This is a genomic window from Shimia sp. (assembly GCF_022448905.1).
Classification (GTDB): domain Bacteria; phylum Pseudomonadota; class Alphaproteobacteria; order Rhodobacterales; family Rhodobacteraceae; genus Shimia.
Genome location: NZ_JAKVCW010000013.1, coordinates 57835 through 72756, shown reverse-complemented (window position 1 = coordinate 72756; position 14922 = coordinate 57835). Strand labels below are relative to the sequence as shown.

The following is a 14922-nucleotide window of genomic DNA, read 5'->3' as shown; positions in this document are numbered from 1 at the left end:
CTTGACGTTTTGAACCCTCGCCAGGAAACTGGCGGGGGTTTTTCTTTGAGGCAGCCATGGATCATCCGCTTATTGATTTGATCAACCAGAAAATCCGCGAGGCGGAAGAGGCTGGCGATTTTGATAACCTTGAGGGGGCGGGTAAGCCGTTGCCTAAAGAAGACGATCCAGAAAATGCACTTCTCAATCGGCTGGTGAAAGAAGCCGGGGGCGTGCCGGAGTTTGTGTTGCTATCGCGCGAATTGGCAAAACTGCGGGAAGAGTTGCGAGAAACTGGAGACCGGACCCGGCGGCAAGAGATCATGAAAGAGATGTCGATGATGGACGCCAAGATCGAGTTGGCAGGGAAGGCCCATCGCTGATGTGCGGACGGTTTGCGATCACCTTGCCGACCGATGCGATGGCGCAGCTGTTTGCGGCCACACCTGCCAACAACCTGCCTGAGGTGCCCAACTTCAATGTGTGTCCTACCAATCAGATCCATGTGGTGTTGGGGGAGGGGGAGGCGGCGCGGCGGTTGGTCTCGATGCGCTGGGGCTTTATCCCGCATTGGTACAAAACGGCTACGGACGGCCCTTTGCTGATCAACGCGAGGGCGGAGACTTTGGCGGAAAAGCCTGCGTTTCGGAGCGCCTGTCGAGAGCGGCGGTGTTTGATCCCGGTGACAGGGTTTTATGAATGGACCAAGGACAGCGAAGGCCTGCGTTGGCCCTGGTACATCTCAGCAGGCGCGCCCTTGGCCTTGGCCGGGGTGTGGCAAGAGTGGGCGCAGGGTGACGAGGCCATGAGCACTTGCGCGATAGTGACCACCTCAGCCAATGAAGCCATGTCCCAAGTCCACCACCGGATGCCCGTGGTGATTGACGAGGAAGATTGGGGATTGTGGCTTGGAGAGCAGGGGCACGGGGCAGCCACTCTGATGAAGGCGGCGGATGAGGATCTCCTGTCTTTTTATCAGGTTGACCGTGCGGTGAACTCTAATCGAGCGGCAGGGGCTGCTTTGATCGACCCAATCTAAGTATTCGATTTTTGGCGAAGGTCCGAGGAGGATTTTCAAGAAAACTGCGACAATCCTTCAGCTTCACAAGGGCCGGTAGTGCCTTGGCGTCACGCGGTTGGCCTGAGATGATGGTATGAACTTTTTGGAGGGTCCCATGTCCCGGTCTTCGTATTACGCACCCCAAGGTGGCTTGCCGCCACAAACCCAATTGCTCACCGATAGAGCGATGTTCACCGAGAGTTTTGCGGTGATCCCGAAAGGCACGCTCACCGATATCGTGACATCCAACTTGCCGTTTTGGAATGATACGCGGGTTTGGGTGATTGCCCGGCCGATGAGCGGGTTCTCCGAGACGTTTTCGCACTACATCGCGGAGGTCGCACCAGGCGGTGGTAGCGAGCAACCTGAGCTGAACCCGGAAGCGCAAAGTGTGTTGTTTGTGGTCGAGGGAAGCATCGCAGTGACCATTGAAGGAGCGCGCCACGAGCTTGGAGATGGCGGTTATGCTTACCTGCCAGCGGGCAGCACTTGGACGCTGAAAAACGATAGCGATGCGCCAGCCAAGTTCCACTGGGTTCGTAAGAAATATGAAGCGGTTGAAGGGATTAAGGCGCCAGAGGCCTTTGTCACTTCGGATGCGGAAACACCTATCAATTACATGCCTGATACAGATGGCAAATGGGGCACCACGCGCTTTGTGGAGCCGGACGATCTGCGCCATGACATGCACGTCAATATCGTGACGTTTGAGCCGGGCGGGGTGATCCCGTTCCTTGAAACCCACGTGATGGAGCATGGACTCTACGTGTTGGAAGGCAAGGCGGTCTACAAGCTCAATCAGGATTGGGTTGAGGTTGAGGCGGGTGATTACATGTGGCTGCGCGCCTTCTGCCCTCAGGCCTGTTACGCGGGTGGGCCGGGCAAGTTCCGCTATCTGCTCTATAAAGATGTGAACCGCCATATGGCGCTTTGAGGGGGCATTTTGGCTGTTTTGCCAGCAACTGATTGGGTTGTGGCAAAATGCCTGTGCTTGATAGCGATAACAAAAGCATGTGGGCGGATTTTCCGCCCCTTTTGGGGTGGAAATTGCAGAGCAAACCCTATCAATTGGCCTTACAGGACAAAATGGAACGCGTGTCATGAGCGAGCGTAAGATCAGGATTTTTATCAACGGGTTTGGTCGTATTGGCCGGACGGTTTTGCGTATCCTGGCAAAGGGGCAGCACCCAGAGTTTGAGATTGTCGGGATCAACGACATCGAGCCACTGGAGACCTGTGCCTATCTGTTTGAGTTTGATAGTGTTTTTGGCGCTTATCCGGGGTCCGTTGAAGCGGGTGACAAGGCGCTTACCGTTGATGGGCTGTCCATTCCATTTCATGCGGTCAGTGACCTGAGTGGGCTTGATCTCAGCGCTGTTGATGTGGTGCTGGAATGTACCGGCATGGCAGGCGCACGCGCGGTGGCAGAACGAGGGCTTGCAGCGGGCGCGGCTAAGGTGTTGATCTCCGGGCCGTCTGATGAGGCCGATGACACCATTGTGCTAGGCGCCAATCAGGAGCTTTTGAAGGATCAGAAGATCCTGTCGAATGCCTCCTGTACGACTAATGCGCTGGCGCCGTTGATGCGGGTGTTGGACGAGGAATTTGGCCTGATCAGCGGGCATATGACGACGGTGCATTGCTATACTGGCAGTCAGCCCACGGTGGACAAACCGCGCGCTGATCTGGCGCGGAGCCGTGCGGCGGCGCTGTCTATGGTGCCCACCACCACCTCGGCACAGCGCATGATTGACAAGGTTTTGCCGCATCTGAAAGGCCGTGTGGAAGCGCGTGCCATCCGGGTGCCGACGGCAAGTGTGTCTGCCATTGATCTGACAATACAGACCGAAAAAGATGTGACAGTTGAGACGGTTAACGCCCGTTTGAAAGCAGCGGCTGAGAGAGATGGCATCTTGGGGTGGAGCACCAAGCCGCTTGTCTCAACCGACCTGCGGGCGCGGCCGGAATCGCTGATTGTGAGTGAGAGAGAAACCAGCGTTTCTGTGGGCGGGCTGCTGCGCGTCTTTGGCTGGTATGACAATGAATGGGGCTTTTCCAACCGAATGTTGGATATGGCCAGAGCAATGGGGCGGCGCTGAGCTGCGCGAGGGGAATTGGGAGAAAAGAAGAGATGACAAACACCAAGGATCAGGATCGCGCCCGTCAGGCCGCACTTAACTACCACGAGTTTCCCAAGCCCGGTAAGCTGGAAATCCGCGCGACCAAACCGATGGCTACTGGCCGTGACCTGAGCCGGGCCTATAGCCCCGGTGTGGCCGAGGCCTGTGTCGAGATTGAAAAGAACCCAGCGGATGCAACGCGTTACACCGCGAAAGGCAACCTGGTTGCAGTGATTTCCAACGGTACTGCCGTGCTTGGTCTTGGCGACATTGGCGCACAAGCGTCTAAGCCGGTGATGGAAGGCAAGGCGGTTCTTTTCAAAAAATTTGCCGGGATCGATTGTTTTGACATCGAAGTGAACGAGCCTGATCCGGAAAAACTCGCCGATTTGGTCTGTCGTCTAGAACCCACTTTCGGAGCAATCAATTTAGAAGATATTAAAGCGCCGGACTGCTTCCTTGTGGAGCGGCTCTGCAAAGAGCGCATGAACATTCCGGTGTTCCATGACGACCAGCACGGCACCGCAATTGTGGCGGCTGCTGCGGCTTACAACGCGCTGATCGTGGCGAAAAAGAACGTTGAAGACATCAAGGTTGTGGCGCTGGGCGCGGGGGCGGCGGGGATTGCTTGCCTCAAGATGCTGATGACCATGGGCGTACAGCACGAAAACATCTTGATGCTGGACAGCAAAGGCGTGGTGCACAAGCAGCGCAACGACTTGACGGCGGAGAAGGCGGAGTTCGCGCAAGATACTGATAAGCGGACCACAATGGAGGCCATGGAGGGCGCCGACCTGTTTCTTGGCGTGTCGGGTCCGGGCCTGTTGACCAAAGAAATGGTCGAGCAGATGGCGGATGATCCGATCATCTTTGCGCTCGCCAACCCAACCCCTGAGATTATGCCGGAAGAGGCGCGTGAAGCCGCGCCAGGTGCGTTGATCGCGACAGGGCGCTCGGACTATCCGAACCAGGTGAACAACGTGCTGTGTTTCCCGTTCATCTTCCGCGGCGCGTTGGATGCTGGCGCAACTGAAATCAACGACGCCATGAAGCTTGCCTGTGTGGAGGCGATTGCCTCTCTGGCGCGTGAAACGACGTCTGCTGAGGTAGGGGTTGCATATCAGGGGGAAACGCTGACTTTTGGTCCTAACTACCTGATTCCAAAGCCTTTTGATCCACGCCTTCTGCCGACAATTGCAGTGGCTGTGGCCAAGGCGGCCATTGAATCTGGTGTGGCGACCAAAGACCTTGACCTGCATGCTTATGAGAACAAGCTGCAGGCGCAGGTGTTCCGCTCGTCCATGATCATGCGTCCAGTCTATGAGGCCTGCAGCATGAGCCGGCGTCGGATCGTTTTTGCTGAGGGCGAAGACGAGCGCGTATTGCGGACGGCGCAGGCAATGTTGGAAGACACGGTGGACACTCCCATGTTGATTGGCCGTCCTGAGGTTGTGGCGCATCGTCTTGAAAAAGCGGGACTAAAAATCAAACCGGGCGTGGATTTTGAGCTGGTAAATCCAGAGCAGGATGACCGCTATCGCGATTACTGGACCCACTATCACAATAAGCTGCGGCGTCAGGGTGTGAGCCCGGACAGTGCGCGGGCGATTCTGCGCACCAACAACACCGCGATTGCGGCGATTGCGGTGGACCGTGGCGATGCGGACAGCATGATTTGCGGCACCTTTGGTGAGTACCGCTGGCACCTGCGCTATGTGACGGAAGTTTTGGAAAACAAAGAGTTGCATCCGGTAGGGTCGCTGTCTTTGATCATTCTGGACAAAGGGCCGCTGTTCCTGGCGGACACGCATATTCACATCGAGCCAACCTCTGAGCAGGTGGCGGAAACGGTGATTGCGGCGGCGCGTCACGTACGGCGCTTTGGGGTGGATCCGAAGATCGCACTCTGTTCCGGAAGCCAGTTTGGCAATCTGGATTCGCACTCCGGTCGGGTGATGCGCGGGGCCTTGGATATTCTGGATCAGAACGACTATGACTTTGAATATGAAGGGGAAATGCACACCGATGCGGCCCTTGATCCAGAGTTGCGCGAGCGGTTGTTCCCGGGTGGGCGTCTGACCGGCAAGGCCAATGTGCTGGTGTACTCCAACACAGATGCCGCGGGCGCGACCCGTAACATCTTGAAATCTGTGGCAGATGGTCTTGAAGTGGGGCCGATCCTGATGGGCATGGGCAACCGTGCGCACATCGTGACGCCGTCGATCACGGTGCGCGGTTTGCTCAACATTGCCGCGCTGGCGGGCACCGAGGTGTCGACCTACGGCTAACCCAGATTTGAAGTGATGCAACAGGCCCCGTTAACCATGGTTTTCGGGGTCTGTTTTTTGTCTGTTTCACGTCGGTATTGCGTCGGTGGGGGGCTTGTGGTGCGGGATGCGGGTAAACACAAAGCGCGTTGCGCGAGGTGTTGCGCAACAGGAGGGTGCGCCTGACCCTGGGGGGCGCTGACGAATCGAAATAGCATTGCGAAACGGGTCCACCTGCGCATTCATTGCGATTGGCGGGACTTTGAAGTGCGCCCTCCCGTGGGGAGGGTCAGGCGCAGCCCGGCGTTGCCGGGCAAGTCGTTATAGCGGCCAGAATACCAAAATCGCCGGGATCGAGACAGCGACGACAAGCACTTCGAGTGGCAGGCCGATGCGCCAGTAGTCGCCAAACTGATAGCCGCCGGGGCCGAGGATCAGCGTGTTGTTCTTGTGACCGATGGGCGTGAGGAAGGCCGAGGAGGCGGCGACGGCCACGGCCATCAGGAACGGGTCGGGGGAAACCTCAAGCGCGTTGGCCATCTGAATGCCAACCGGGGCGGCGACAATGGTGGTGGCGGTGTTGTTGAGCACGTCGCTGAGCGTCATGGTCACGAGCATCAGCACGGTGAGCACCGCCCATGCGGGCAGACCGGAAGTGAGGCCCACCAACCCGTTGGCAATGAGTGCGGTGCCGCCGGAGCTGTCCAGCGCCGCGCCAAGTGGGATCATCGAGCCGAGCAGCACCACGACCGGCCACTCGACGTGGTCATAAAGTTCGGAGAGCGGGACAATTTTTGCGAGCACATAGGCAATTACCACCAGCCCTAAAGCGATGGGCAGGTAGATCAGATCAAAGGAGGCGGCGGCGACAGCGCCGACAAACAAGCCAATGGCGAGCCACATTTTGCTATCGGCGGTCACGGTCAATCCGCGATCTGCAAGCGGCAGGCAGCCAAGCCATTTGGTCACGTCCGGGCCGCGGTCTTTGTGCACGAGGATCAGGAGGATGTCGCCGGGCTGGACCACGGTCTTGCGGATCTGGCTGCGGATGCGGCGGCCTTCGCGGGAGATGCCCATGAGCACTGCGCCCTGGCGCCAGGCGAGACCCAGCGTTTGCGCGGCTTTGCCCGCGATGCGGGCGGTTTCGGGGACCACGACCTCGATGATGTCGAGACCGTCCCCGGCGGCTTTGAGCTGTTCCTCGCGTTTCTCGTCGGAGAAGTTGAGTGACAGGGCGGTGCGGAATTCGTCGAGCGCGTCGGGTGTGGCTTCGAGCACCAAGGCGTCGCCTTCGCGCAGGATGTTGGTGCGGGCCGAGCCATAGAGCCGTTTGCCGCCACGCATCAGGCCAAGGATTTGCACGTCGGCCTCTTCGGCGTCGGGTTCCAACTCGCCAAGGCGCTTGCCGATCAGCTTGCTCTCTGCCGGGACGGTGAGTTCGGCGATGTATTGGCCAAGGTCGGCAACTTTTTTACCGGCGTCTTCGCGATCCGGGATCAGGCGCCAGCCAATGAGGGCGACAAAAAGCAGGCCAGCGATGGCTGTGAGGCCCCCAACAGGAGCGAAGTCAAACATCTTGAACGGCTCACCCAAGCTTTCCTCACGGATGGAGGCGATAATGATGTTGGGCGGCGTGCCGATGAGCGTGGCCATGCCGCCAAGGATGGTGGCGAAAGACAGCGGTATCAGAGATTTGGACGGGCTGCGGCCTGCTTTGCGGGCTGTTTGAATGTCCACCGGCATCAACAAGGCCAGCGCGGCGACGTTGTTCATAAAGGCGGAGAGCACAGCCCCCACGGCGCCGATGATGGCGATGTGATTGCCCAGGGAACGCGCGCTGTCCACCAAGGTGCGGGTGATCAGGCCGACGGCGCCGGAACGGACAAGGCCTGCGGAGACAATTAGCACAAGCGCCACAATCAGCGTGGCAGGGTGGCCAAAGCCTGAAAAGGCGTCTTTTGTCGGGACCACGCCCAGCACCACGGCGATCATCAGGGCGGCAAAGGCTACGATGTCATAGCGGAACCGGCCCCAGAGCAGCATCACAAACACGCCGCCGAAAAGGCTGAACAAAATGATCTGATCTGTGGTCATGAAAAGGCCTGTAAGCAAATTTGTTTGCGGGGAAGTCAATCTTACAGGCCACGGAAACGCAAGCGGGTTGCGGATTTTGCCTGCTGTGACGTATAGAGAGCCCCAACACTACGATACTGCGAAAAGACAACCGGAGGCGAACATGGCCGGCCATAGTAAATGGGCAAACATTCAGCACCGCAAAGGGCGTCAGGACGCCGCGCGCTCCAAGCTGTTTTCCAAACTTTCCAAAGAGATCACCGTTGCCGCAAAGATGGGCGACCCTGATCCGGACAAAAACCCGCGTCTGCGTCTGGCGGTGAAAGAAGCCAAGAGCCAGTCCGTGCCAAAAGACGTGATCGAACGCGCGATCAAGAAGTCGGTTGCGGGCGAAGGCGACGATTATGAAGAAATCCGCTATGAGGGCTATGGCCCCAATGGCGTGGCGGTGATTGTCGAAACCATGACCGACAACCGCAACCGGACAGCCTCTACCGTGCGTTCCACCTTCACCAAGAGTGGCGGCAACCTCGGCGAGACCGGCTCTGTTGGCTTCATGTTCGACCGTAAAGGCGAAGTGACCTACGGCGCAGATGCAGGCGATGCGGATTCTGTGTTTGAAGCGGCAATTGAAGCCGGTGCGGAAGACGTCGAGAGCTCTGAGGACGGTCACATCATCTGGTGCGAAGACACCGACCTGAACGAGGTGTCCAATGCGCTGGAAGCAGCCCTTGGCGAGTCTGTCAGCACCAAGCTGGTGTGGAAGCCAACCACGACCACCGAGCTGGACCTGGAAGGCATGCAGAAGCTGATGCGGTTGATCGATGCGCTGGAAGATGACGATGACGTGCAGCGCGTGACCACAAACTTCGAAGCCTCTGACGAGGTGATGGACCAGTTGTAAGCAGCGGTTCTGTTAGAGATTGGAAGGGCGCGCTCCGGCTGGGGCGCGCTCTTTTTCTTTGCGCAGCACGTCGCGGACTTTGCTGGCGGGCAGGCCAAGGAAGGTCTGCGCGGCGACGGGGCTGCGCAGGATCAGGCGTTGCAGCAGGATGGGACCTGCCATGCCCAGCAGCACGCCGAGCGCGGTGACGGCCCAGAGGTTGCCGGGAGTGCCCAGTTGCCACCAGGCCAGCGTGACGGCGGCAGTGAAGAAGACGTGGAACAGGTAGATCACGTAGGCTTTGGTGCCGATGTCTGCGAGGCGGGCTTGATGGGGGCGCAACATAAGCAAACCGAAACAGGCGGAAAATCCCAGCGCAATGGCCAGAAGGCGGCGCGGCGTGCCGGTGAGGATCAAGTCCTGCGTGGCGAGGCGAAAACCGATGAACAGCCCGACAGCGAGTAGTAAAGCGCCAAGCGGGCGGGCCCAGGGCGCGCTGCGCAAGGCTTGGCGGACGTTGGGTGTTTGTGTGGTCAGGTAGCCGGACATGAAAAACGGCAGCAGGAAAGTGGCGTCGGTGATTGAGAACCAGTTGGTGGCGGGCAATGGTATTAGACCGAGGCCCCACCAGGCAATGCCCAGCAGGCCAAGCCCAGCGGCGATGTGACGGTGCCAGCTGCCGCCAACGAGGCAAACCAGCAGGACGGCGGTGGTCATGATCAGGAAGCTGGCTTGCAGGAACCAGAAGTGCGCAAAGCTGGTGACATAGGTCAGAGGTAGGGGCGGCTGTGCGGTGCCGGCCATACGGCGGGCGAGCCAGAACAGGGTGCCAACCGACGGCATGGGCAGCAGCAGGCGGCGAGCTTTTTTACGGATGGTTGTGCGAGCGTCCGGCCAGAGGCCGGTGGCGCGCGCAAAGACCATGCCGGAAATAAAACTGAAAATCGGCATGCGCATGTCCTCAGTGGTGTGGCTGAGGATGCTGATGGGATGGTCTAGCGGCAGTTCCAGGCCGTAAGCGGGGGAAATGCCAACCATGTGGTGCAGGACAAGGATGAGACAGACGATGGCGCGCAGCGTGTCGATTTCTGCGCGCATGGTTGCTGCTTGGGGCGTCTGTGACGTTGTTGCTGGCATGTTCTATGCCTCATCTGCGCCTTTTGTGGGCGGTTGTGTCTAGTTTAGCGGGATCGTCCTGTGGTGTCTTGCCTTGCTTGGTGTAGTTGGCGTTCCGGGACAGAGCGCGGCCAGAGTTGGTCAATTTGTTGGCAAATTGGCCGGAGAGTGAGGGGCCAGGCTTTGGCGTGCGACTCGGCGCACCGCTTTGGTAAGCGGGGCAAGGGCGGGGGCCAGCAGGCGGCTGGATTGCCAGAACAGAGGTGTTTCGTAGGTGGTGTCGGGGATCAACGGCACCAAGGCGCCGCTTTCCAGATGGGGGCGCACCAGCGGTTCCGGATTCATGCCCCAGCCAAGCCCCAGCAGACATGCCTCGACAAAACCGGTGGAGGATGGCAGGCGATGGCTTGGCGGCGAAGGCGTGACGCCAAGGTTTTGCGTCATCCAGGTCTCTTGCAGGCGGTCTTTGGCATCAAAGATCAGGATCGGGGCCGTCGATATGGCCTCTGCGGTGACACCGTTGGGGAAGTTTTTGGCCATGTAGGCTGGGCTGGCGGAGGGCACATAGCGCATTGGCCCTAAGGGCGTGCTGTCGCAACCAGCAATGGGGGCTTCATGTGCAGTGACAGCGGCGACCACTTCGCCACGCCGGAGCCAGTCGGCGGAGAAATCCTGATCGTCCACCACCAGATCAAACAGCAGGTCGGGCACCTGCGCGGCGGCTTTGAGGAACCATGTGGCGAGGCTGTCTGCGGTGACGGCGGTTCTCAGGCGGGCGGTGCGCGGGGAGAGCTTTGCCAGATCGCGGGAGAGCGCGCCTTCGAGCATGCCCACCTGGTCGAGGTGGGCGGCGAGGCGGCGGCCGGTTTCGGTGCCTTCACAGGGTGTGCCGCGCAGCACCAAAGGCATGCCGACGCGCTCTTCCAGCGCTTTCAGGCGTTGCGAGATGGCGGATTGGGTGATGCCCAGTTCCTGTGCCGCGCCATCAAAACTGCCGGTGCGCAGGATCGCCGCAAGGGCGGCGAGATGGGCGTAGTCGAGTTTCATTGCAGCTTGGCTGCGGTGCCGTGTGTGGGCCTGATCCGATTTTGGTTGGCATTGAGCGTTGAGCCGTCATGCGCCAAGGCCCAGTCTTTGGCCTCATTAAGAGACATGCCGAGGTTCACCGCCAGCTTGTCCGCCAGCGCATAGGCGGAGCGGGTGGGGTGCAGCTTTGTCAGCAATTCGACGTGACGCAGGCGCGCCTCGGGGAATTGGTCCAGGCAGTGCTTGATGTCGTCCTGCGGCAGCTGGAAGTGGAAGGCCAGCGCATTGCGTAAAAACAGCGCGTCATGACCTGCCGCCTCAAGGCGGCGGCAGTAGTCTACGTTGCTTTCCCCATTGACGGGCGGCAGGGTTTTGTAGCTTGGAAGCGACATAAGCTGTCCTAATGTGGTCCCAGGTTTTTTAATTTGAGTAATTCATGGGCGGGCCGTAGTCAAACCCCAACACAAAGGTGCAATGGATAACCACTGGGGGCAAGACGATATGGGCGAGACAGGCATTTTGGGGCCAGCATTGGCCGGGTTTGCGTTGGGGCTGTCGCTGATTATGGCGATTGGCGCGCAAAACGCCTTTGTGCTGCGCCAAGGCTTACGTGGAGAATATGTGCTGCCACTGGTGCTGACCTGTGCGGTCAGTGACGCCATCCTGATCACTTTGGGCGTGGCGGGGTTTGGCGCGTTGATTGCGGCCAATCCCACCATGATTGAATGGGTGCGCTATGGCGGTGCAGTGTTCCTGTTTGTCTATGGGGCGATGAATTTTAAGGCCGCTGCAGCTGGCGGAGATGCTCTACAGGACAAGGGGCGCACAGCGAGCAGCTTTGGCGCGGCGGTTATGACCTGTGTGCTGCTGACCTGGGCCAATCCGCATGTATACTTGGATACGGTTGTGCTGTTGGGTGGAATTTCCGCGCAATATGCGCCGGGATGGGCCTTTGGCGCGGGTGCGGTGACCGCAAGCTTTGTGTTTTTCTTCTCGTTGGGGTTTGGCGCCAAACTGTTGCGTCCCTTCTTTGTCAATCCGCGCTCCTGGCAGATTTTGGATGTGCTGGTCGGGCTGACCATGTGGGCGATTGCCGCGAAACTGATCTGGGGCATGTGAAGGGGCGCTGCCCCCGTCGGCGCAAGCGCCGACTCCCCCGGGATATTTAAGGAAGGAGAAGAGTGGGGCATTGTGTGAGGTTGCGCACATAAGTTGTGGGGACTTGCCTGTTTTGTGCGGCAGGGGAATGGCCATATCCTGCGGGTAGCAAGTCAGGAGGACGCCATGAGTTGGAACCCAGCCTTAGAGCCAAAATTGCCCGATGCCACCGCCTTGGAGGCGATTGAGACAGTCATTGTGCCACGCTCTCGAGACCTTGGCGGGTTTTCTGTGCGGCGGGCGTTGCCTGCGCCGAAGCGGCAGATGGTGGGGCCATTTATCTTTTTTGATGAGGCGGGGCCGGCAGAGTTTTTGACAGGGCAGGGCATTGATGTGCGGCCGCATCCGCATATCGGGCTGGGGACGGTGACCTATCTGTATCGCGGTGAGTTTGAGCATCGCGACAGTTTGGGCACGCATCAGATGATTTATCCCGGTGAGGTGAACTGGATGGTGGCAGGGAATGGCGTGACCCATTCGGAGCGCACGTCAGAAGCGACACGTAAGGCGCCAAGTTCGCTGTTTGGGATTCAGACTTGGATCGCTTTGCCGGAGGAGCACGAAGATGATCCGGCGGCGTTTGAACACCACGGCAAAGAGGCGCTGCCGTTTCTGGAAGGCGAAGGCAAAGAGGTGCGGTTGATCCTTGGGGATGCCTGGGGGGAGCGCGCGCCGGTGAGCATGATGTCAGAGACATTTTATGCCGATGTGGCCTTGCAGGCTGGGGCGAAGCTGCCGATGCCGGACAATCACGAGGATCGGGGTTTGTATGTGGTGGACGGCGCGGTAGAGATTGCCGGGGACGTGTTTGAGCCGGGACGTATGGTGGTGTTCCGGCCCGGCGATGCGATCACCGTGACGGCGGGACCGCAGGGTGCGCGGTTGATGGCGCTGGGCGGGGAAACCATGAATGGGCCGCGGTATATCTCGTGGAATTTTGTTAGCTCCAGCAAGGAGAAAATTGAGGCTGCGAAAGCCGATTGGGCAGCCGGAGATTGGGCCGATGGGCGGTTTCAATTGCCGCCGGGGGATGATCAGGAGTTTATTCCCTTGCCGGACAGGATGCTGTGACGCCGCGGCAAAATTTTGCTTAACAGGTTTCCTACCTCGACACTGCCGCCACGTCATGTCTATGTGGCGGCATGACGGATGAAAGCGCGTATTCGCCCCTGAAGGGTGTGTTTTGGATGCTGGTCACGGGGCTGTGCTTTGTGGCGGTGACCGCGCTTGTGAAAATGGTGAGCACGCGGTTGCCTGCGTCGGAGACAGCGTTTCTGCGCTACGCGCTGGGCATAGTGTTCCTGATCCCGATGATCAAACCCATTCTGGAAGCGAAGCTCACCAAGCGGCAGATTGGCTTGTTCAGTCTGCGTGGCATCTTGCACACTGGTGCGGTGGTGGCGTGGTTCTTTGCCATGGCGCGTATTCCGATCGCCGAGGTCACGGCGATGAACTATCTGTCGCCGGTCTATGTCACCATTGGTGCGGCGCTGTTTTTGGGGGAAAAGCTTGCGTTTCGGCGGATCGCGGCGGTGATTGTGGCGCTGATTGGGGTGACAATCATTTTGCGGCCGGGCTTTCGCGAGTTGAGTCCGGGACATTTTGCCATGCTGTTCACGGCGCTGGGCTTTGCCGGTGGCTACCTGATTGCCAAGCGGTTGAGTGAAGAGGTCAGCCCCACGGTGGTTGTGGGGATGTTGTCGGTGACGGTGACCATTGGGCTGGCGCCTTTGGCGCTGTCGGTCTGGGTGACGCCGACGTTGGAAGAGTTGGTGATCCTGTTTGGCGTGGCCTGTTTTGCCACGGCAGGGCACTACACCATGACTTTGGCATTTAAGGCGGCGCCGGTGACTGTGACGCAGCCGGTGAGTTTCTTGCAGATGGTCTGGGCGGTGTTGCTGGGCTGGATTGGTTTTGGCGAGCAGCCGGATGTCTGGGTGCTGGTCGGGGCGCTTACAATTATTGGCGCGATCAGCTTTATCACCTGGCGTGAAGCCATGCTGAAGCGGCGTCAGATCACGCCGCTTGTGGGGCAGACCAAGCTCTGAGATTTGCCACAGCGCCGTAAGTGCGCCTATCCTGAGGAAAATCGGGAGGGGGACACCATGAGATCAACTTTCTGGATGGTCGGGTGTGCGGCCGCGGTGACGCTACCGGTGGCCGCGCGGGCGGGGTTGGAGATCTGCAACGAGGCTGGGTTCTCACAAAGTGTGGCGGTGGCCTACAAGGATGGGGATGTCTATCGATCTCGCGGGTGGTGGAACCTTGATCCGGGCGAGTGTGACACGCCGGTGACCGGCGATCTGAAGCGGCGATACTACTATGTTTTTGCCACCGCGCGCGGCTATGAGTTTGATCCGGCGGAGCGGTATAGTTTTTGTACTGAGCTCTCCGGGTTTTCGATTGTGGGCGATGAGGATTGCGAGGCGCGTGGCTATGACAAATCCATGTTTGCAAAAATCGATACAGGTAAAACGGCCAAAGACTATCGGTTGAATATCAAAGCGGGGATTTTCACGGCGTTGGAAACGGGGGGCGCAGGCGGTGCGACCGCAACGCCGCCTGCGGAGATTGTGTACACGACAGAGGCTGAAGCACGGCGGATTTTGCCCCTTTATATGCCTATGGAGAACTCCGGTTTCTTTGGGGAACCGTTTTCTCAAGTCGGCATCTTTCAGGGCTGTGCCTATGAATATGAGGACGCGTTTTGCAGTTTTCATGCGGAAGGCTGGAAGTATTATGTGAACTACGGCAACGGCACTGAAGATGCGTTGCTGGATGCGCTGGAGTATTTGCCCGTGGGCACGCCGGTGGCCTTTGGTGGCGACATGATCAGCTATGGCGATATCACGGTGGACACGGTGATCCGTGAAGTGAGTTATTTCCCCGAGCTTGATCCTTATCAGGACATCCGTGAAGCGATGCAGGGTATGTGGCGCGATATGACCGACATCACCGCGCAGATCATGATCGAAGGGGCGGAGCTGACCGAGTTCTATAATGGTGAGCCGGTTGCCGATTATTTTCTACAAATCGCGCCGGGGTGTGATGCGGGGCCGGGCGGGCCAGTGTTGTTGCAGACCAACCCGGAGGATCGAGAGCCCTATTGCTATATGATCGACAGTGTCACGGACAACGAGATGGTGCTCTATTATTACGGCAACCCGGAGCCCTTCGTTTATCGGCGATGATTTGTCGCGAAACGTCTTGAGCTTTTCTGGGTGGTGTTCCTAGGGTGTG

14 protein-coding genes are annotated in these 14922 nt (G+C 58.9%); 10 read left to right on the top strand and 4 right to left on the bottom strand.

All coding sequences use genetic code 11. From position 1 onward, the window contains the following. The first annotated feature begins 56 nt into the window (after positions 1-56). From MK208_RS15690 to MK208_RS15670, 5 genes are all read left to right on the top strand, one after another. Positions 57-362 (top strand): DUF1992 domain-containing protein, encoded by a 306-nt coding sequence (locus tag MK208_RS15690; RefSeq protein WP_294118267.1) that lies wholly within the window; start codon positions 57-59, stop codon positions 360-362. Then, the gene (locus MK208_RS15685) at positions 362-1018 is read left to right on the top strand and encodes an SOS response-associated peptidase (RefSeq protein ID WP_294118265.1); all 657 of its coding nucleotides are present in this window, start codon (positions 362-364) and stop codon (positions 1016-1018) included. Before MK208_RS15690 ends, MK208_RS15685 begins: the two co-directional genes overlap by 1 nt. A 136-nt stretch (positions 1019-1154) precedes the next feature. Continuing rightward, on the top strand, positions 1155-1973 hold the full coding sequence (locus MK208_RS15680; RefSeq protein WP_294118263.1) for a bifunctional allantoicase/(S)-ureidoglycine aminohydrolase: 819 nt from the start codon (positions 1155-1157) through the stop codon (positions 1971-1973). A 166-nt stretch (positions 1974-2139) separates the two neighbouring features. Beyond that, on the top strand, positions 2140-3138 hold the full coding sequence (locus MK208_RS15675) for a type I glyceraldehyde-3-phosphate dehydrogenase (RefSeq protein WP_294118262.1): 999 nt from the start codon (positions 2140-2142) through the stop codon (positions 3136-3138). A 32-nt stretch (positions 3139-3170) separates the two neighbouring features. Continuing rightward, entirely contained in the window at positions 3171-5447 is a 2277-nt protein-coding gene (locus MK208_RS15670; RefSeq protein WP_294118261.1) for an NADP-dependent malic enzyme, read from the top strand. A gap of 300 nt (positions 5448-5747) precedes the next feature. Here MK208_RS15670 and MK208_RS15665 read toward each other — a convergent pair whose 3' ends face one another. Continuing rightward, positions 5748-7520 carry an SLC13 family permease gene (locus MK208_RS15665; RefSeq protein ID WP_294118259.1) on the bottom strand — a complete coding sequence of 591 codons (1773 nt, stop codon included), beginning with the start codon at positions 7518-7520 and terminating at the stop codon, positions 5748-5750. Positions 7521-7662: 142 nt separating this feature from the next. On the opposite strand from MK208_RS15665, the gene MK208_RS15660 reads away from it, so the two are divergent. Next, positions 7663-8403 carry a YebC/PmpR family DNA-binding transcriptional regulator gene (locus MK208_RS15660; protein WP_294118258.1) on the top strand — a complete coding sequence of 247 codons (741 nt, stop codon included), beginning with the start codon at positions 7663-7665 and terminating at the stop codon, positions 8401-8403. A 12-nt stretch (positions 8404-8415) separates the two neighbouring features. Here MK208_RS15660 and MK208_RS15655 read toward each other — a convergent pair whose 3' ends face one another. The 3 genes from MK208_RS15655 to MK208_RS15645 form a co-directional block, all read right to left on the bottom strand. Continuing rightward, positions 8416-9519 (bottom strand): acyltransferase, encoded by a 1104-nt coding sequence (locus MK208_RS15655; RefSeq protein WP_294118257.1) that lies wholly within the window; start codon positions 9517-9519, stop codon positions 8416-8418. Positions 9520-9639: 120 nt separating this feature from the next. Then, positions 9640-10545 carry a LysR family transcriptional regulator ArgP gene (locus MK208_RS15650; protein ID WP_294118256.1) on the bottom strand — a complete coding sequence of 302 codons (906 nt, stop codon included), beginning with the start codon at positions 10543-10545 and terminating at the stop codon, positions 9640-9642. After that, positions 10542-10916 carry a hypothetical protein gene (locus MK208_RS15645; protein WP_294118255.1) on the bottom strand — a complete coding sequence of 125 codons (375 nt, stop codon included), beginning with the start codon at positions 10914-10916 and terminating at the stop codon, positions 10542-10544. Before MK208_RS15645 ends, MK208_RS15650 begins: the two co-directional genes overlap by 4 nt. Before the next feature lie 82 nt (positions 10917-10998). Between MK208_RS15645 and MK208_RS15640 the strand changes: the two genes are divergently transcribed. The 4 genes from MK208_RS15640 to MK208_RS15625 all read left to right on the top strand — a co-directional run bounded on the left by MK208_RS15640 (position 10999) and on the right by MK208_RS15625 (position 14873). Beyond that, complete coding sequence (locus MK208_RS15640; RefSeq protein ID WP_294118253.1) at positions 10999-11643, top strand: LysE/ArgO family amino acid transporter; 645 nt, start codon at positions 10999-11001, stop codon at positions 11641-11643. 165 nt (positions 11644-11808) lie between these two features. After that, on the top strand, positions 11809-12753 hold the full coding sequence (locus MK208_RS15635) for a pirin family protein (RefSeq protein ID WP_294118252.1): 945 nt from the start codon (positions 11809-11811) through the stop codon (positions 12751-12753). Between the two features lie 71 nt (positions 12754-12824). Then, a complete protein-coding gene (locus tag MK208_RS15630; protein ID WP_294118250.1) occupies positions 12825-13730 on the top strand; it encodes a DMT family transporter in 906 nt (301 codons plus the stop codon). A gap of 57 nt (positions 13731-13787) precedes the next feature. After that, entirely contained in the window at positions 13788-14873 is a 1086-nt protein-coding gene (locus MK208_RS15625; protein WP_294118248.1) for a DUF1036 domain-containing protein, read from the top strand. Positions 14874-14922 lie beyond the last annotated feature (49 nt).